This window comes from Marinibaculum pumilum, from assembly GCF_042646425.1.
GTDB classification, from domain to species: Bacteria; Pseudomonadota; Alphaproteobacteria; order Ferrovibrionales; family Ferrovibrionaceae; genus Marinibaculum; species Marinibaculum pumilum.
In genome coordinates, this window is record NZ_JBHRTR010000025.1 from 97,300 (window position 1) to 114,622 (window position 17,323).

Consider the following 17,323-nt stretch of genomic DNA (forward strand, 5'->3'; position numbering starts at 1 on the left):
CCCAGGATGGCACCGGCCAGCCGATCGTCCGGACCGGTTCCGGCATCTACCTGCTGGCCGACGGGCCCAAGGTCGGCCAGGGCGGTCCGGCACTGGGCCAGGAGGTTCTGCTGCGCCTGGTGCCGACGCCGGCAGCGGCACGCGGCGGCGTCACCTTCGCGCTGCTGCCCGGTGGCGCGGCGCAGGGTTCCGGCGCGGCGATGGCCCTGGTTCGGCCGGAGGCGCTGACGCCGGAGGCCATGGCCCGGTTCGGCCTGGCCGCCACCGGCAGCAGCGGCACGCCCGCGATCGCCGCCGGCCACCGGCTGGATGCCACCTTCCTTGCGCCCGCCGCGGGCGGCACCGGGTCCTGGCCTGCCGGCCAGGGCTTCGCCGCTATGGTCCGGGTTGTCGGCCAGAACCCTGCGGCGCAGGGAGGCCCCCCCGGAGGGGGAGGTCCCGGGGGCCCGGTTCCCGGAAGTGCCGGCACACTGCCTGCCGGGACGATGCCGGCCGCTGCCCTGCCCGGCTCGGCCGCAGCGGCCGCCCCCCCGGCACCGGTCGACACTTCCGCCGCCCTGGTGCTGAACGGCCGTGTCCTGGGCCCCGGGCCGTCCGGCGGCACCCTGGTACAGACCTCTGCCGGCACCTTCCTGCTGCAGACCGGGCAGCCCTGGTCCGGCGGCCTGTCGGTGACGATGAGCCTGACCCCGGCGGATGCCCTGCCGGCCATGCCGATGGCGGCGGCGCAGGCCCTGGGCCGTGGCTGGCCGGCGCTGGACGCCGCGATGGCACAGCTGGCAGCGCAGCAGCCGGGGCTGGCGACTGCGCTGCGCAGCGGCCCGATCCCCGGACCGAATTCCGGCTTCACCGCCGCCTTCATCGCCTTCCTCAGCGCGCTGCGCGGCGGCGGCCTGCAGGGCTGGCTGGGGCCGGAGGCCGGCCGCAGCCTCGAGCGCGGCCCGCATGGCGCACAGCTGGCCGACGACCTCGCCTTCTTCAGCATGCTGCTGGACGACCGGCTGGACGGCGACTGGCGGATGCTCGCTTTGCCCTATGCCGACGGCGAGAAGCTGCGCCAGCTCACCGTCTACATGCGCGACCGCCGGAAGAAGCAGGAGGAGGGCGATCCCGGCTCCCGCTTCGTCGTTGCCCTCGACCTTTCCACCACCGGGACGATGCAGATCGACGGCCTGGTGCGGCAGAAGCGGCTGGACCTGGCACTGCGCACCGACCGGCTGGTGCCGAAGGCCTGGCAGGGCGATATTCAGGGCATCTTCGATGAGGCCCTGGCGATCACCGGCATGACCGGGCGGCTGGTGTTCCAGCATGGGCGAGAGGCCCTGCTGGACCTGCCGCAGCCCGGCGCGGCGCAGCGGACGATCTCTGCCTGACCGGCCGGGCAGTTGTCGGCGTCGGCCCCTCAGCCCGCCATCTGCCGCGGGTCGTAGAAGAACCGCTCCTCGGCGATGCGGTCGTCGCGCCAGAGCTGCCAGGAGACTTCCTCGAAGCGCCGCGGCGGGCCCTCGGCGGGCCGCATCTCGAAGCGCCAGCGCATTGCCACCGTGTCGCCGGCGATCAGTGCCGGGCCCAGGCGGCGGGCGGTCACCTGCGGGAAGGCCGCCATCACCCTGCGCTCGTGCGCGATCAGGTTGTTGCGGCCCCGCCGCGGCGGATCCGCATTCTCCTGCATCCAGGCATCTTCGGCATAGAAGCCCTCGATGGCGGCGATGAAGTCGCCCACCTCCACCAGGCGGGCGAAGGCATCGACGCGTTCGGGATCAGGCATTTCGATCTTCCTTTCGGTAGATGAACCGCACCAGGCTGCGGAACGGCTCCCGGGCCGGGCCTTCGTAGGCGAAGCTGCCCTCCTCCCGGATCCCGCGCAGGGCGGCGAGAGCACCGCCATAGGCCGCGCCCATCAGGCTGCCTCCCAGCGAGATCCGCCGCACGCCGGCTTCCGTCAGGGCCGCCACCGGTGCGGTCGGGCCGCGGCCGCCGGCCATCAGGTTCAGCGGCCCGTCGATCGCCGCGGCCAGGGCGGCGGCCGTCTCCGCGTCCGCCGGCCCCGGCACGAAGACACAGGCGGCACCGGACGCCAGGTAGCGATTGGCGCGGCGGACCGCTTCCGGAAAGGCCTCTTCCGCAGGCATGCCGCGGAAGAACGGGTCGGTCCGGGCATTGACGACGAAGTCGGGCAGGCCCGCTTCCCGCGCCGCGGCGACCGCGGCGGCAATGCGCGCCTCGGCCAGGCCGGCGTCGATCAGCCGATGGTCGGCGGGGTCGCTGTCCTCGATATTCGCACCGACCAGCCCGGCCGCGACGGCGCGACGCACGCTCTCCGCCACCGCTTCCGGGGCGGTGCCATAGCCGGCCTCCAGATCCGCGGTGACAGGACAGGGCATCGCGGCTGCGATGCGGCCTGCCAACTCCAGCATGCCGTCGCGGCCGAGCAGCTCGCCGTCGCGCCGCCCCTGGGTGAAGGCGATCGCGATCGAGCTTGTGCCGACCGCCGGATAGCCCGCCTCCAGGCAGATGGCGGCGCTCGCGACATCCCAGGCATTGGGCAGGACGAAGCAGCCCTCCCGATGCAGCGCGGCGAAGCGCGCGGCCTTTTCCCGCTGATCCGGCATGGCTTCCTCATATAACCGACCGCAAGTCGGTTTTAACTTACCGACCAACAGTCGGTTCGTCAATTCCGAGGCCGACGGCTTCCTGCTACAAGGGGGGGATGGCGAAACAGGCGGAACGGCGGGCTGCGACCCGTGCGGCAATCCTCGCGACGGCCCGGCGGCTGATGGGACGGCAGGGCTTTGCCGCGACGAGCATGGACGAGGTGGCGGCGCAGGTGGGCCTGGCGAAGGGCGCCGTCTATCATCACTTCCCCAGCAAGGCGGCCCTGTTCGAGGCGGTATTCGAGGCGGTCTCCGCCGACCTGGCGCGGGAGGTGGCGGCGGCCGCCCGCGGCGCGCCGGATGTCCTGGCGGCGATGGCGGCCGCGATCCGTTTCTATTTCACCGCCTGTGCGGACGGAGAGCGGGCGCGGGTGATCCTTCAGGACGGGCCAGCGGTCCTGGGCTGGGGGCGCTGGCGGGAGATCGACGAGGCCTATTTCGGCGGCGGCATTCCCCGCGGCCTTGCCGCCGCCATGGAGCAGGGCCTGGTGGCCCGGCAGCCGGTGGAACCGCTGGCCCGGCTGCTTCTGGGGGCGGTCACCGAAGGGGCGATGGCCTGCGCCGGCCGCAGCGACCTGCCCCAGGCCGCCGCGGCCTATGCGGAAGCCGCGGCAGGCCTGCTGGAATCCCTGCGGCGGCGCTGACCCCGGCGCCCCCCCGGAGGTGACCCTCTCGGGGTCACGCCCCTATGGTCAGGACTTCGGGGCCGCCCGCCCGGCTGCCGGCATGTCGACCCCGCGCAGGGTGGCGGTGGCAATGGCGCAGGTCCGTTCCGCCCCCGGATCGCCGCACAGGATATCGACGCGGGCGGTGCCGATCGTGCCGCCGACATGGACCGCTTCCGCCTGCGCCAGCAGCCGTGCACCCTGTGCCGGCGCCAGGAAGTTCACATGCAGGTCGACGGTGACCGCGAATCGGCCCGGCGGCATCGCCGTGGTCACCGCCGCGCCCGCGGCATGGTCGGCCAGGGCGGAGATCACCCCGCCATGGAAATGGCCCTGCACCTGCAGCAGGTCGTCGCGCCGCGGCAGCGCCATCGTCACCGCGCCTGGCGCCACCGCGACGACTTCCGTGCCGATGCCGTTGGTGAAGCCGGGCAGGCCGGTGACGGTCTCCACCATGCGCCGCAGGCGGTCGCTCTCCGCCGCATCCATCATCGCCGTTCTCCCGCCGGTTGATCCACGGGGGTCATCCTGGCATGCGGCCGGACACAGGTGACTTCGATTGCTCCGATGAATATCCATAGATATCGTCTATGGATGGACCTGAAGCAGATCCGCTATTTCTGCGCAATTGCCGATGCCGGAAGCTTCAGTGCCGGTGCGCGGCGGGCATACGTCACCCAGCCCACCCTCTCCGCCGCCATCGCAGGCCTGGAGGCGGAGCTGGGGGTGCGGCTGTTCGACAGGCGGGCCCGCGGCACCGCCCTGACGACGGAAGGACAGCGGGTGCTGGCACATGCCCGCGCGGTGCTGCGCGAAACCGAGCGGCTGCGCGCCGCCGCCCTGCCGGCGGCGCAGGCAGCGCCGCGGACCCTGGGCCTGCTACCCAGCCTGCCGGCGGACCTGGTCGCCGCGACCCTGTCGGCGCTGCGTGCCGCCGCACCGGACCAGGCCTGGCGGACCGAGGATGCCGGCGGCGACCATCTGCGGCAGCGCCTGGCGGCGGGGCGCTACGACGCGATCCTCACCCGGCTGGAGCCACCCGCCCCGGGGCATGGCCAGAAACGGCTGGCCGGCGACCGTCTGGCGCTCGCTTTCGCCGCCGCGGACCGGCCGGCGGGACCGGTGACCCCCGCCGTCCTGCATGGCCGCCCGCTGATCGTTCGCACCCATTGCGAATTCCTGCAGGCCGCCTCGCGGCTGCTGGACGATTGGCAGGTGCGGCCGCAGGTGGTGGCCCGCACCGGCGACGACGGCCGCGCACTGGCCCTGGTGGCGGGCGGCGTGGGCGCCTGCCTGATGCCGGACAGCCTGCACCGGGACGGCGTGGTGCATGTCCGTCCCGAAGGAGTCGACCTGGTGCGGCAGCTGGGCCTGGAATGGATCGGCACCGCGCCGCCGGGGATCGCGGCGCTGGCCGCAGACGGGCTGCAGCAGGTCCTGTCGCCGCCAGCCGGGAGCGCTACTCCCCGTCCCGCTCGACGCGGCGCCGCCGCTGGTAGCGTTCGAGGCTGATCTCGTCGAGGGCGGCACGTTCCGCGGCCTCCGCCCTGCGGCGCGCCGCCAGCCGCTCGGCCTCCTCCACCATCTCCAGGCGCTTCACCTCCTCGAAGGCCTGGCGCACCACCTCCAGCGCCTTGTCCACCTCCGGCTGCAAGGCGTCGGCCTCGCGGTTCAAGCGGTCGCGCTCCACCAGGGCGGCGCGCATATAGTCGATATAGGCGAAGGCCATCGGCCCGGCCTCCTGTGCCATCGCCCCTTCGGTCTCCAGCCGCGCCTCCAGGATCGCGGCATCCATGCGCAGCTTGTCCTGGCGCGCCTGCACCTCCGCCAGGACGCGACGCCGCTCGTCCAGCTCGTGGCGCGCCAGGCGGATCAGGGTCGGCAGGCCGCGCACCGGGTCAGCCCAGGATCTGCTGCAGTTCGGCGTAGCCCTGCTCGAGCTGCGCCTGTTCCCTCACCCCCTGGGTCAGGAAGGCTTCCAGCCGGTCGCGATAGGCGATCGCCTCGTCGACCTCCGGGTTGGAGCCGCGGCGATAGGCGCCGATGCGGATCATGTCGGCCATGTCCTCGTAGGTCGCCATCAGCCGGCGCGCCCGGCCGACCAGGACGTTCTCGTCGTCGGAATTGCAGCCCGGCAGGGCGCGGGAGACGGAGCGCAGGATGTTGATCGCCGGGAAGCGGCCGCGCTCGGCGATCGATCGGTCCAGCGTGATATGGCCGTCCAGGATGCCGCGGACCGCGTCGGAGATCGGCTCGTTATGGTCGTCGCCCTCCACCAGCACCGAGAACAGGCCGGTGATCGAGCCGCCGCCCATGCCGGGCCCGGCGCGTTCCAGCAGGCGCGGCAGCTCGGAAAAGACCGTCGGCGGATAGCCGCGGGTCGCCGGCGGCTCGCCGCCCGCCAGGCCGATCTCGCGCTGTGCCTGGGCGAAGCGGGTGACGCTGTCCATCAGACAGAGCACGTCCAGCCCCTGGTCGCGGAAGAATTCCGCCACCGTCATCGTCATGAACGCCGCCTGCCGCCGCAGCAGCGCCGATTCGTCGGAGGTGGCGACCACCACCACGCTGCGCGCCAGCCCTTCCGGCCCCAGGGTGTCGGCCAGGAAGTCCTGCACCTCGCGCCCGCGCTCGCCGATCAGGCCGATGACGATGATGTCGGCGCCGGAATAGCGCGCCAGCATCGACATCAGCATCGACTTGCCGACGCCGGAGCCGGCGAAGATGCCCATCCGCTGGCCGCGGCAGCAGGTGACGAAGGTGTTCAGCGCGCGGATTCCCAGGTCGATCTTCGCGCCCATCCGGTCGCGCATCTCCGCCGGCGGCGGGTCGCCATGCACCAGGTAGGGACGCGGGCCGGTGGCCAGCGGCGGCCCGCCGTCGCGCGCATGGCCGGTGCCGGACACCACCCGCCCCAGCCAGGCCATGTCGGGAGAGACGGCGGCATCCTGCTGCACCAGCCGCGCCTCGCTGCCGACCCCGACCCCGGTCAGCCCGCCGAACGGAAGGGCCAGGGCGCGGTCGCCGCGGAAGCCCACCACCTCGCAGGACACCGGCTCCGCCCCCCGGCGGGCCACGGTGAGCCGCGCGCCGATGCCCAGGAAACGGCCGATGCCGGCGATTTCCAGCAGCAGGCCCTGCACTGCGGCCACGCGGCCGGTCAGCCGCAGCGGTGCGATCCGTCCGATATCGTCGGCCAGCCGGTCCAGGCTCATCGGGGGCCTCCTGCCAGGAAAGCACCGGCGCCTGCCGCCGGTGCGATCGCATCATTCTGAACGACAGGGCTTAGTGCGATGTTAACCAATTGCGTTAATACTTAAGGCATAGCGAAGACGGCATCCTGGGGGAAACACCAATGCGCATTCTCCTCGTTGAAGACGATCGGGCCCTTGCAACCAGCGTCGAACTCATCCTGAAAGCCGAGAACGCCGCTGTCGATACCACCGACCTGGGTGAGGAGGGGCTCGATCTCGGGCGGCTCTACGACTACGACCTGATCATCCTGGACCTGAACCTGCCGGACCTGAACGGCTATGACGTGCTGCGCCGCCTGCGCTCGGCACGAATCGACACGCCGGTGCTGATCCTGTCCGGCATGTCGGAGCCGGACAAGAAGGTGAAGGGCCTGGGCTACGGGGCGGACGACTATCTCACCAAGCCGTTCAACAAGGACGAGCTGGTGGCCCGCGTCCGCGCCATCGTCCGCCGCGCCCGCGGCCATTCCGAGTCCGTGATCCGGGTCGGCAACATCACCGTCGACCTGAATGCCAAGTCGGTGGAGGTCGGCGGCCGCGACGTGCATCTGACGGGCAAGGAATATGCGATGCTCGAGCTGCTTTCGATGCGCAAGGGCACGACCCTGACCAAGGAGATGTTCCTGAACCATCTCTATGGCGGCATCGACGAGCCGGAGCTGAAGATCATCGACGTCTTCGTCTGCAAGCTGCGCAAGAAGCTCGCCCAGGCCAATGCCGGCGAACATTATATCGAGACCGTCTGGGGCCGTGGCTACGTGATGCGCGACCCCCGCACCGCGGCCGCCTGAGCGACCGCCGGTACAGCGATACAGGCCCCGCGGCAGCGCCGCGCGGCCTGCGCCGTCAGTCCGGTCCCGTCAAGTCCCGTCAGTGCCCCCCGTCCAGCGGGATCAGGGCGCCGTGCACCGCATCCCCGTCGGCATGCGCCAGGAAGGTCAGGGTGCGGGCGATCTGTTCCGGCCGGACCCACTGGCCGGGATCGGCATCGGGCATCGCCGACCGGTTGGCCGGCGTGTCGATGACGCTGGGCAGCACGCAATTGGCGCGGACGCCGCTGCCGCGCAGTTCCGACGCCAGGCTTTCCGTCAGCCGCATCACCGCCGACTTGGACACGCAGTAGGCGCCCATCTGCGCCTTGCCGGACAGGGCGGCCAGCGCGCCGATCGTCAGGATGCAGCCCTGCCCCGCCTTCCGCATGCCCGGCACTACCGCGCGGATCGCATGCAGGGCGGTGAAGAAGTTCATCTCCATCATCCGGCGATGCTCCGCCGGATCCTCCTCCTCCACCTGCGGGCCCATGCCGAAGCCGCCGGCGATGCAGGCCAGGACCCGCACCGGCGTTCCCGCCGCATCGCTCAGGTCCGCCACCGCCGCGGCGGTGGCATCGGCATCTGAGAGGTCGACGGCGACCTTGCGGATATCGCCACCCGGAAAGGCCGCCTCCAGCGCCGCGGCATCGCGGTCCAGCGCGGCAACGTCATCGCCGCGCGCGGCGAACGCGGCACAGACCGCCCGGCCCAGCGCACCGGCCGCGCCGGTCACCAGCACCAGCCCTCCCGCTTCCCCGCTCCTGCCTTCTGCCATGGCCTGTCCTCCTTGCATTGACGTTCCGGTCAGCGATGTGCCCGATCCACTGGCTTGTCGCAAAAAATGATTGATGGGTCATAAATCATTTTATTTGTCGGCGGCACCCCCCGCCGGTATGATCCGCGCCATCGAGCGGCCGCAAAGGACCCGCCACGGGGAAGGAAGCATGAGCCAGGACACCGAACGCCCGACATTGCCGCCGGCCGCGCCGCGCTCCGCCTCTGCGCCCGCGCCGCTTTCGGGGATCCGGGTCGCGGACTTCACCCATTTCATCGCCGGTCCCTACTGCACCCAGATCCTGGCCGATCTGGGCGCCGAAGTCATAAAGATCGAGGGGCTGGGCGGCGACGGCTTCCGCCACTATCCGCCCAGCCTGGATGGCGAGAGCCTGCCCTACCTCTGGACCAACAGGAACAAGTCCAGCGTGGCGCTGGACCTGAAGAGCGCCGGCGGCCGCCAGATCGCGCAGGAGATCGCCGACCGCGCCGACGTGCTGGTCGAGAACTTCTCCACCGGGGTGATGGCCCGCCTGGGCCTGGACTACGACACCCTCTCCGCCCGCAATCCCGGCCTGGTCTACTGCACCATCTCCGCCTATGGCCGCGAGGGACCAGCCGCGGGCCGCATCGGCTTCGACCCGATCGCCCAGGCGGAGAGCGGCTTCATGTCGATGAACGGCTTTCCCGACCAGCCGGCGGTCCGGGCCGGCCCGTCGATCATGGACATGTCGACGGCGATGATGGCCAGCAATGCCATCATGGCCGCCCTGATCGCGAGGCAGCGCGACGGCAGGGGCCAGCTTGTCGAGGCGACCCTGATCGAGACAGCGGTCAGCATGCTGGGCAATTTCTCGATGGCGCATCTGGGGACCGGGCAGATCCCCACCCGCTTCGGCAATACCCAGCCCACCGCCTGCCCGGTCGGCACCTTCGAAACCCGTACCGGGCCGATCTACCTGGCCTGCGCCAATGACCGCACCTTCCAGCGGCTGGCCACCGACGTGCTGGGCCGGCCCGACCTGCCGGCAGACCCGCGCTTCGCGACCAGTGCCGCCCGGCGCGACAACCGTGCCGTCCTGATGCCGATCGTGGCGGAGGCGCTGGCCGCGGGCGAACGCGACGGCCTGCTGAAGCGCATGCACGATGCCGGCGTGCCCGCCGGCGCGATCCGCACCGTGGCGGAAGCCCTGGCGGCGCCGGAGATCGCCGCACGCGGGCTGCTGAGCGAGATCCCGCATCCGCGGCTGGGCAGCATCCCGAATGTCGGCCTGCCGGCCCGCCTGCACCGAACCCCGGCGGTTGCCCCTGTCGCGGCGCCCGAGCTGGGCGCCCAGACCATGCAGGTGCTGACCGGGCTGCTGGGCTATGACGAGGCCCGGATCGACTCAGCTGCCGCCGCCGGCGCCTTCGGCGATGCAGCCGCCGATGCGCCCGAGCCTCCGGCAGAGGCGGTATCGCGGTGAGCGGCGAAGCGCCCCAGTCGCCGGCCATGACAGACCTGCTGGCGCAATTGAGTGCCGGCCGGGACGCGCTGACCGATGCGGCAAGGCCCGAGGCGGTCGCCCGGCAGGAACGGCGGGGCAAGCAGACCGCCCGCCAGCGCATCGCCGCCCTTGCCGACCCGGACAGCTTTCGCGAGGTCGGCAGCCTGGTGCGGCCGCTGCAGCATGGCGATGCCGAGCTGGTCGCCCCCGCCGACGGGCTGATCACCGGTACCGCCCGGATCGACGGCCGGCCGGTGATGCTCTGCGTCTCCGACTACACCGCGCTGGGCGGCAGCATCGGCCATGTCGGGCGCCAGAAGATGCTCCGCGCCATGCGCCGCGCCGGCGATTCCGGCATGCCCTTCATCATGCTGCATGACGGCGGCGGCCACCGCATCCAGGACGGCCAGGATTCCCGCACCTTCGCGCAGGGCACCCCGGTCTTCGACCTGTTCGCGGAGCTCTCGGGCTGGGTGCCCGTGATCGCGGCAATCATGGGCCCCGCCTTTGCCGGGCCGACGAACTATTCGGCCATGGCCGACTTCGTCGTCATGGTGCGCGAACGCTCCGCCCTGGGGATGGCCGGACCGGCCCTGGTGAAGGCGGCGATCGGCGAGGAGATCGACATCGAGGCGCTGGGCGGCGCCAGGATGCATGCCGATACCTCCGGCATCGCGCACCTGGCCGTCCCGGACGAGGAAGCCTGCCTCGCGGCAATCCGCAGCTACCTCTCCTACCTGCCCTCGAATGCAGGCCAGGCGGCGCCGCAGGCCGCCTGCGACGATCCGGCCGACCGGCGGGACGAGGCATTGCTGACCCTGGTGCCGGCCAACCTGCGGCGGGGCTACGACGTGCGGCCGGTGATCGAGGCGGTCGCCGACCGCCACAGCGTCATGGAGATCCGCCCGACCTGGGCGAAGAACATCGTCGTCTGCTTCGCCCGCCTGGGCGGACGACCGGTCGGCTTCATCGCCAACCAGCCGAAGATCACGGCCGGCATGATCGACACCCCGGCCTGCGAGAAGGCGGCCCATTTCATCGCCGTCTGCGACGCCTTCGGCCTGCCGCTGGTCTACCTGATCGACGTGCCGGGCAATGTCGTCGGCTCGGCCGCGGAACGGTCGGGGCTGGGCCGGCGCAGCGCCCGCATGCTCTACGAACTGGGCTGTGCGACGGTGCCGCGCCTCAGCGTGGTGCTGCGCCGCGGCTATGGCGGCGCCTTCATCATGATGAACGGCGGGCAGCCGAGCTTCGGCGCCGAGGCGAGCTTCATCTGGCCGACGGCGGAGATCTGCGCGATGTCGGTGGAGGGTGCGGTCGATGTCGCCTATCGCGGCGATTACGAGGCCGCCCCCGACCCGCAGGCGCGGCGGCAGGAGCTGATCGCCGAGAGCCGCTCACGGCTGGGCGCGTTGCGGGCGGCGGAGCATTTCCACATCGACGAGGTGATCGACCCGCGCGACACCCGGGCCTGCCTGATCCGTGCGCTGGAGGATGCGCCGGCGCGGCGGCGTCCGAAGGGCTATGCCCGGCACCGCTCCATCTCGCCCATCTGAGCACCCTCAGTCTCCCGCGACGGTGCGCCTGGTGCGGGGGCGGGCTGCGGTATCGCCTTCCGCTGCCGGCACCTTCTCCGCCGCCGCGCCGATGCCCCGACTGACGAACCGCATATAGGCGGAGATCACCCAGTCCGGCACCTTCGCGCTGCCGTCGCCGCCCTCGCCATACTGGTGGTAGAGGTAGGTGCGGGCCGCCAGCATGATCTGGGTCAGGACGCCGAGCTCGCGCTCGCTGTAGCCCTGTACCTCGCCGTTGCGCCAGGCGGCGGTGATGCTGTCCAGGAAGCGCCCGGTCCGGTTTGCGGTATAGCGCTCATAGGCGATGGGCGAGGCGGCCTGCGCCTCCGTGAAAATCCGGAAATAGGACGGGTTCCGGGCGACATAATCGAAGAAGGCCCGCATGCCGCGTTCCTCCATGGTCAGGAAGTCCTCCGGCTCCCCCACCTGGTCGCGGATGAAGGCCAGGGCCTCCTGCCCGACCTCCGGCAGCAGCTGGTCGAACAGGTCCTGGCGGGATTCGAAATACAGGTAGAAGGTGCCGTGGGCCAGGCCGGCGCGCTCCACGATCCGCGAGATCGAGGCATCGCCATAGCCATGTTCGCCAACCACTTCCGCGGCCGCCCGCATCAGCCGCCGGCGGTTCTCCACCGCCTTCTGCGCGCGGGTCAGTCTCGGTTTCTTCATCGCCGCCCCTCTGCCGCCCCGCCGGCCGCCTGCAATCCGTCGCGCGCGCCCAGTTCCGGCGCGGCTTCATCGGCCGGGCCGGCGAACTGCGGCGCCAGCGGCAGCGGGATCGCCGGCATGCCGTCCACCGCCTGCCGGCCAGCGCCGTTCGCCGCCACCGCCTCCGCCAGGTCCGGCGCCAGGTTGCAGCATAGATCCCTGTCGCCGAACAGGGCGAGCCAGTCCGCGGCATCGCGCTCCGCCAGCCGCGACGCCACCGCGGCGGCAACCTCCTCCGGCGCCTCCGCATCCCGCCCCGGCGGCAGGTCGAGGCCTATGGCGTCCAGGAAATTCTGCCAGAACCGGTCCTCCAGTGCCGCCACGGCGAGGTACCGGCCATCGCGTGCGGCATAGACCCGGTAGCGCGGCGAGCCGCCGGTATGCCGACCGCCGCCGGGCTGCGGCCATTGCCCGGTCATCGCCCCCTGGATGGCGTTCCAGAAGGTGAAGACCTCGACATTCCGGCTCATCGCGATGTCCAGGAACTGCCCCCGTCCGCTGGCCTGGCGCTGCATCAGCGCCAGCAGGATGCTCATCACCGCAGGGTAGCTGCCGCCGGCGATATCGCCCAGCAGGACCGGCGGCAGGCCGGGCCGGCCGTCCGGCCCGGGCGGCGCGGATCCCACAAGTCCTGCCGCCGCCTGGTAGTTCAGGTCATGAGCGGCGGTCATCGAGCGCGGATCCGCCTGGCCGTAGCCTGTCACCGCACAGTAGATCAGGCGGGGATGGCGGGCGGACAGCTCCGCCCAGCCCAGGCCCAGGCGCGCCATCACGCCGGGCCGGAACTGCTCCACCAGCACATCGGCGCCGGCCAGCATCTCCTCCAGCGCCGCGCGGTCGGGCTCCGCCTTCAGGTCCAGGGCGACGCTCTCCTTGCCGCGGTTGAGCCATTGGAAATGCACCGACATGCCGTCCCGGCGCGGCGCGAAGGCCCGCAGTTCGTCGCCATGCGGCGGCCGCTCCACCTTGATCACCCGGGCACCGGCCTGGGCCAGCATCAGGGTCGCCAGCGGCCCCGGCAGGCGGGTGGAGAAGTCCAGCACGGTCACGCCATGCAGGGGAGGAATCGTCATTTTTGCTCCCAGCTAGTTCATCGTCTGGGGCAGCCAGAGCACAAGTTCCGGGAAGATGGTCAGCAGGGCGATGGCGACGAGATGGGCGAGGACATGCGGCGCCACGCCGCGGAACACCTCTCCCACCGGTTGTTCGGTGACCCGGGCCACGACGAAGACGTTCAGGCCCACGGGCGGGGTCACCAGCCCGACCTCGCCGATCACGATGATCATCACCCCGAACCAGATCGGGTCGTAGCCCAAGGCGGTCACCAGCGGCAGCACGATCGGCACCGTCAGCACCAGGATCGCCGCCAGGTCCAGGAAGCAGCCCAGCACCAGGTAGATCAGGTAGATGACGATCAGCACGCCCCAGGGCGGCAGGCCCAGGCCGGTCACCCAGGCGACCAGGTCGTCGGTCACGCTGGTCAGCACCAGGAAGTAGGCCAGGACATGCGCCGCCATCACCACCAGCAGCACCATGCAGGTGGTCTTTCCCGCCTGATAGGCGGCGTTCATCATGCCCGCGCCGGTGATCCGCCCCATCACGAGCGCGATGGCGAAGGCGCCCAGCGCCCCCAGGGCGGAGGCCTCCGTCGGGGTGGCGACGCCGGAATAGATCATCCCGGTGACGCCCATGAACAGGAACACCATCGGCCCGGCGACCCGCAGGGCGGCGATCCGCTGGCCCATGGAATAGTGCTGGATCCGGGGCGCCCGGGCCGGATCGATGCGGACGAGAATCAGCACCGTGGCGATGATCGTCAGGGCCACCAGGATGCCGGGGATCACGCCGCCCACGAACATCGCGCCGATGCTGACATCCGCGATCAGCCCGTACAGCACCATCGCCACGCTGGGCGGGATCAGCATCGCCAGGGTGCCGGAGATCGCCACCACGCCATAGCTGAGCCGCGGCTCGTAGCCTTCCCGCAGCATCGCCGGCACCGAGGTCGCCGACAGGGTGGCGGCGGCGGCGGTGCTGGAGCCGGAAATCGCGCCGAAACCGGCGCCGGCCAGGGCGGCGGCGATCGCCAGCCCGCCCGGCGCGCGGCCCACCCAGGCCGCCGCGGCGCGGAAGATGCCGTCCGCGATGCCGCTGATGATCACGAACTCCGCCATCAGCAGGAACATCGGCACGGTGACGAACTCGTAGCTCGCCACGGCGGAGACCGGGGTGGTCTGCAGGATGCCCATCAGCACGTCGGGGCCGGCCACCATCCACAGCCCCAGGGAGGCGGACAGGAAGATCGCGAAGGCGACCGGGATGCGCAGGATCAGCAGCAGGCAGAGCAGGCCCGCAACGATGGGGACGGCAAATCCGCTCACAGCCGCAGCTCCCAGCTGTCTATGTCATCGTCCTGCCGCGCCGCGCCCTGGCCCTCCCTGGGGCCCTCGCCCTTGCCGAGGCCGAGCAGGAAAATCCGCAGGACGATGCGGCAGACCAGGAGGATCAGGCCCAGGCCGACGATCGCCTTCTCCACCCAGACCGGCCATTCGTAGAGGCCGGGATGGACGTCGCCGGCGGTGAAGCTGCCGACCGCATCGGCGGAGACCCGCCAGGCGGAGACCGCGATCGCCGCCGCCACCGCGATCCAGGCGATGGCCTGCAAGCCCCGCCAGAGCGGCCGCGGCAGGAAGCGCAGGCGCAGGTCCAGTGCGATATGGCCCCGGACCCGAAGGGTCTCCGACGCCATGAAGTACAGCACCAGGTTGATGTAGTAGATCGAGACCAGGTCGTAGACCCAGCCGATCGGCTGGTTGAAGGCATAGCGGCCGACCACGTCGGCGACCACGATCACCATCACGGCGAGGGTCGCCGCCGAGGTCATGTTCGCCAGGACCGCCTCGACGGCGACCAGAGGCCGCTCCGCCGCCGAAACCGGTGTGGCCGACCGGCCCGGGCCAGAGCTGGGCGAGGCGCTCACGACACGACTGCCGGCTCGACCGGCACGGCATCCGCCAGCAAATCCGGATCCGCCCGCAGGCGGTGATGCGCGACCTTCTGGGTCGGGGTCTTCGGCAAGGCGTCGCGGAAGACGAACAGGCGGGGCACCTTGTGCCGGCTGAGGCGCGCCCGGCAATGCGCCGCCAGCTCCGCCGGCAGCACCTGTGCACCCGGCCGCAGGGCAACGACGGCCAGGATATCCTCCTCCCCCATGTCGGAGGGGATGCCGATGCAGCCGACCTCGCTGACCGCGGAATGGGTCAGGATCGCCGCCTCGACCTCGGCGGCGGCGACATTCTCGCCGCGGGTCCGGATCAGGTCGGCGGTACGGCCGCAGAAATAGGCATAGCCGTCCGGATCCAGGCGGCCGCGATCCTCGGTCAGGAACCAGCCCTCGCCGTCGATCCTGTCCGCCAGGTCGGGGCGGCGGAAATAGCCCTGCATCATGGTGCTGGCGCGGATCATGATGCGGCCGACCTCCCCCGCCGGCAGGTCCCGCCGGGCCTCGTCCACGATGCGGATCTGGCTGACCGGGGCATTGGTCAGCGGATGAACGATCGGTCGTCCAAGGCAGGCGCGATGATCGCGGTCGAAGAAGTCGACCTGCGCGATGCCCGGTGCCTCCGTCATGCCATAGCTTTCCACCACATGCGCGATGCCGAAGCTGTCGCGCAGCGCATCGGCGACCTCCCGCGTGACCGGTGCGGCGGAGACCTTGCGCAGGGTGGCATTGCCCGGGAATTCGGACCGGTCGCGCTTCAGCAGGATATTGCCGACGGCGGCGATCATGTTGACCTGTGTGATGCCGTGCCGCGCCACCACCTGCCAGAAGCCGCCGGCCTGGAAGCGCTCCTCGATCACCAGCCGGCCGCCGCAGACGATGGTGCCGCCGACCGAATAGAACAGCGCGTTCAGGTGGAAAAGCGGCAGGATCACCAGCAGCCGGTCGGCGGCATCGAGGCGCATCCGGAAGGCCGCGATCTCCGCCGCCGTGACATAGGTGCGATGGCTGTGCACCGCCCCCTTCGGCACACCGGTGGTGCCGGAGGTGAAGACGATGGCCAGCGGCTGCCCGGGATCCGGTTCCTCATCAGGTCCGGCCCGCTCCGGGACCGGGTCCGGCAGGTCGGGCAGGGTCAGGTCCGCATCGTCGACGGCCACCACCGGCAGCGGGCCGCAGCCGGCCTGCGCGGCTGCCGCCGACAGCTTCGGGACAAGCCCCGCCGTGGTGACGATCAGCGTGGGCGAGACCACGCCGAGCGCCGTCGCCATCTCTTCCGCGGTCAGGGCCGGGTTCACCGGCACGAAGACCAGCCCGGCCTTGGCACAGGCCAGCAGGAGGACCACCAGGGAATCGCAGTTCGGCAGGGCCACCGCGACCCGGGCGGCGATACCGCCGCCTGCGTCATCGACGTCGTCGGAAACGGCAGCCGCCTGCCGCCGCAGCTCCCCGGCCCAGGCGGTGGCAAGGGCGCCGACCTGCTGCCAGCTGAGGCAACGGTCGCGGAACAGCAGGAACGGCGCCTCGCCCAGCCGCGCCGCCCGGGAGCGGAACAGGGCCGGCAGGGTGTCGGCATCCCGCGTCTGGCGCAGCGCTTCCAGGCAGGCGGCGGTCTGCGGATCCTCCGGTGCGGCCAGGCTCACATCTGCCCCCGTTCGCGGGCCAGCCGGAAGGCCTCCGACTGCGCCTCGACATGCTTCGCCATCGCCTCCCGCAGCCCCAGGCCCAGCCCCCCGGCGAGGGACTGCTTCGCCACGGCGAGCGCGCCGCCGGACAGGGCGCCCAGTTCCGCGCACAGGCGATCCGTGCGGCCTGCGATCTCCACCGCCGGGCAAACCTCCGACACCAGGCCGAGATCCAGCATGCGGGCGGCGGAATAGCTGCGGCCCAGCATCACCATCTCGGTCGCGCGCTGCTTTCCCACCAGGAGTGGCATCAGGTAGCCGCCGCCGGCAAGACCGCGATGCACTTCCGGCAGGGCGAACTGCGCCTCGTCGGCCGCGATCACGAAGTCGGAGAACAGCGCCAGCGCCATGCCGCCGCCGCGGGCATCGGCATGCACCAGCGCGATGATCGGCTTCCGCAACTCCGCCATCTCCGCATACATCGCCAGGATGTCGGTCATGTAGCGGCGGAAGCCGTCCTGGGTGATGTCCCGGAATTCCTTCACATCCGCCCCGGCGCAGAAGCAGCGTCCCTCCGCCGACAGCACCACCGCATAGGGCGCATCGGCATGGTCCAGGTCGCGGAAATGGCGGCGGAAGGCCGCCACAGTGCCGCTGGACAGCGGGTTCACGCCGCTGTCGGAAGACAGCCGCAGCTCGGCGACCGGCACGCCGCCGCGCTCGGCCTCGGTATAGGCAAGTTCTGTCGGCATGGATGACCTTCCGCCCCGCA

At 71.3% G+C, this 17,323-nt stretch carries 17 protein-coding genes and 1 pseudogene; 6 read left to right on the plus strand and 12 right to left on the minus strand.

Annotated features, from left to right (window positions below):
* Nucleotides 1-1,373: pseudogene (locus tag ACFOGJ_RS11025) on the plus strand (hypothetical protein); the annotation flags it as partial.
* 29 nt (nucleotides 1,374-1,402) lie between these two features.
* On the opposite strand, the gene ACFOGJ_RS11030 reads toward ACFOGJ_RS11025, so the two are convergent.
* Both ACFOGJ_RS11030 and ACFOGJ_RS11035 read right to left on the minus strand, forming a co-directional pair.
* Nucleotides 1,403-1,768: a nuclear transport factor 2 family protein gene (locus ACFOGJ_RS11030; RefSeq protein WP_379900221.1), complete on the minus strand. Its 366-nt coding sequence runs from the start codon at nucleotides 1,766-1,768 to the stop codon at nucleotides 1,403-1,405.
* The gene (locus ACFOGJ_RS11035; protein ID WP_379900223.1) at nucleotides 1,761-2,612 is read right to left on the minus strand and encodes an isocitrate lyase/PEP mutase family protein; all 852 of its coding nucleotides are present in this window, start codon (nucleotides 2,610-2,612) and stop codon (nucleotides 1,761-1,763) included. The genes ACFOGJ_RS11030 and ACFOGJ_RS11035 overlap by 8 nt, the downstream gene beginning before the upstream one ends.
* A gap of 98 nt (nucleotides 2,613-2,710) precedes the next feature.
* Here ACFOGJ_RS11035 and ACFOGJ_RS11040 point away from each other — a divergent pair, with 98 nt between their 5' ends.
* Nucleotides 2,711-3,298: a TetR/AcrR family transcriptional regulator gene (locus ACFOGJ_RS11040; RefSeq protein WP_379900225.1), complete on the plus strand. Its 588-nt coding sequence runs from the start codon at nucleotides 2,711-2,713 to the stop codon at nucleotides 3,296-3,298.
* Nucleotides 3,299-3,346: 48 nt separating this feature from the next.
* Here ACFOGJ_RS11040 and ACFOGJ_RS11045 read toward each other — a convergent pair whose 3' ends face one another.
* A complete protein-coding gene (locus ACFOGJ_RS11045) occupies nucleotides 3,347-3,811 on the minus strand; it encodes a PaaI family thioesterase (protein WP_379900227.1) in 465 nt (154 codons plus the stop codon).
* Between the two features lie 102 nt (nucleotides 3,812-3,913).
* Here ACFOGJ_RS11045 and ACFOGJ_RS11050 point away from each other — a divergent pair, with 102 nt between their 5' ends.
* Complete coding sequence (locus tag ACFOGJ_RS11050; protein ID WP_379900229.1) at nucleotides 3,914-4,831, plus strand: LysR family transcriptional regulator; 918 nt, start codon at nucleotides 3,914-3,916, stop codon at nucleotides 4,829-4,831.
* On the opposite strand, the gene ACFOGJ_RS11055 is transcribed toward ACFOGJ_RS11050, so the two are convergent.
* Complete coding sequence (locus ACFOGJ_RS11055) at nucleotides 4,779-5,213, minus strand: hypothetical protein (RefSeq protein WP_379900231.1); 435 nt, start codon at nucleotides 5,211-5,213, stop codon at nucleotides 4,779-4,781. The genes ACFOGJ_RS11050 and ACFOGJ_RS11055 overlap by 53 nt on opposite strands.
* A gap of 4 nt (nucleotides 5,214-5,217) precedes the next feature.
* Nucleotides 5,218-6,531 (minus strand): flagellar protein export ATPase FliI, encoded by a 1,314-nt coding sequence (fliI, locus tag ACFOGJ_RS11060; protein WP_379900233.1) that lies wholly within the window; start codon nucleotides 6,529-6,531, stop codon nucleotides 5,218-5,220.
* Between the two features lie 140 nt (nucleotides 6,532-6,671).
* Here fliI and ctrA point away from each other — a divergent pair, with 140 nt between their 5' ends.
* On the plus strand, nucleotides 6,672-7,361 hold the full coding sequence (gene ctrA, locus ACFOGJ_RS11065; RefSeq protein WP_379900235.1) for a response regulator transcription factor CtrA: 690 nt from the start codon (nucleotides 6,672-6,674) through the stop codon (nucleotides 7,359-7,361).
* A gap of 79 nt (nucleotides 7,362-7,440) precedes the next feature.
* Here ctrA and ACFOGJ_RS11070 read toward each other — a convergent pair whose 3' ends face one another.
* Nucleotides 7,441-8,157 (minus strand): SDR family NAD(P)-dependent oxidoreductase, encoded by a 717-nt coding sequence (locus tag ACFOGJ_RS11070; protein WP_379900237.1) that lies wholly within the window; start codon nucleotides 8,155-8,157, stop codon nucleotides 7,441-7,443.
* Nucleotides 8,158-8,326: 169 nt separating this feature from the next.
* Between ACFOGJ_RS11070 and ACFOGJ_RS11075 the strand changes: the two genes are divergently transcribed.
* Nucleotides 8,327-9,622, plus strand: a complete 1,296-nt coding sequence (locus ACFOGJ_RS11075; RefSeq protein WP_379900239.1) for a CaiB/BaiF CoA transferase family protein — start codon at nucleotides 8,327-8,329, stop codon at nucleotides 9,620-9,622.
* Nucleotides 9,619-11,199 (plus strand): acyl-CoA carboxylase subunit beta, encoded by a 1,581-nt coding sequence (locus ACFOGJ_RS11080; RefSeq protein ID WP_379900241.1) that lies wholly within the window; start codon nucleotides 9,619-9,621, stop codon nucleotides 11,197-11,199. The genes ACFOGJ_RS11075 and ACFOGJ_RS11080 overlap by 4 nt, the downstream gene beginning before the upstream one ends.
* Nucleotides 11,200-11,205: 6 nt before the next feature.
* On the opposite strand, the gene ACFOGJ_RS11085 is transcribed toward ACFOGJ_RS11080, so the two are convergent.
* Genes ACFOGJ_RS11085 through ACFOGJ_RS11110 form a run of 6 tightly spaced genes read right to left on the minus strand, consistent with a single transcriptional unit; the run spans nucleotide 11,206 to nucleotide 17,303 of the window.
* Nucleotides 11,206-11,886, minus strand: coding sequence for a TetR/AcrR family transcriptional regulator (locus ACFOGJ_RS11085; protein ID WP_379900243.1), 681 nt, complete (start codon nucleotides 11,884-11,886; stop codon nucleotides 11,206-11,208).
* The gene (locus tag ACFOGJ_RS11090; protein WP_379900245.1) at nucleotides 11,883-12,998 is read right to left on the minus strand and encodes a CaiB/BaiF CoA transferase family protein; all 1,116 of its coding nucleotides are present in this window, start codon (nucleotides 12,996-12,998) and stop codon (nucleotides 11,883-11,885) included. Before ACFOGJ_RS11090 ends, ACFOGJ_RS11085 begins: the two co-directional genes overlap by 4 nt.
* Before the next feature lie 12 nt (nucleotides 12,999-13,010).
* Nucleotides 13,011-14,306, minus strand: coding sequence for a TRAP transporter large permease (locus ACFOGJ_RS11095; protein WP_379900247.1), 1,296 nt, complete (start codon nucleotides 14,304-14,306; stop codon nucleotides 13,011-13,013).
* Nucleotides 14,303-14,905 carry a TRAP transporter small permease gene (locus ACFOGJ_RS11100; RefSeq protein ID WP_379900249.1) on the minus strand — a complete coding sequence of 201 codons (603 nt, stop codon included), beginning with the start codon at nucleotides 14,903-14,905 and terminating at the stop codon, nucleotides 14,303-14,305. Before ACFOGJ_RS11100 ends, ACFOGJ_RS11095 begins: the two co-directional genes overlap by 4 nt.
* Nucleotides 14,902-16,569: a class I adenylate-forming enzyme family protein gene (locus tag ACFOGJ_RS11105; RefSeq protein WP_379900251.1), complete on the minus strand. Its 1,668-nt coding sequence runs from the start codon at nucleotides 16,567-16,569 to the stop codon at nucleotides 14,902-14,904. Before ACFOGJ_RS11105 ends, ACFOGJ_RS11100 begins: the two co-directional genes overlap by 4 nt.
* On the minus strand, nucleotides 16,566-17,303 hold the full coding sequence (locus ACFOGJ_RS11110; protein WP_379900253.1) for an enoyl-CoA hydratase/isomerase family protein: 738 nt from the start codon (nucleotides 17,301-17,303) through the stop codon (nucleotides 16,566-16,568). The genes ACFOGJ_RS11105 and ACFOGJ_RS11110 overlap by 4 nt, the downstream gene beginning before the upstream one ends.
* Nucleotides 17,304-17,323 lie beyond the last annotated feature (20 nt).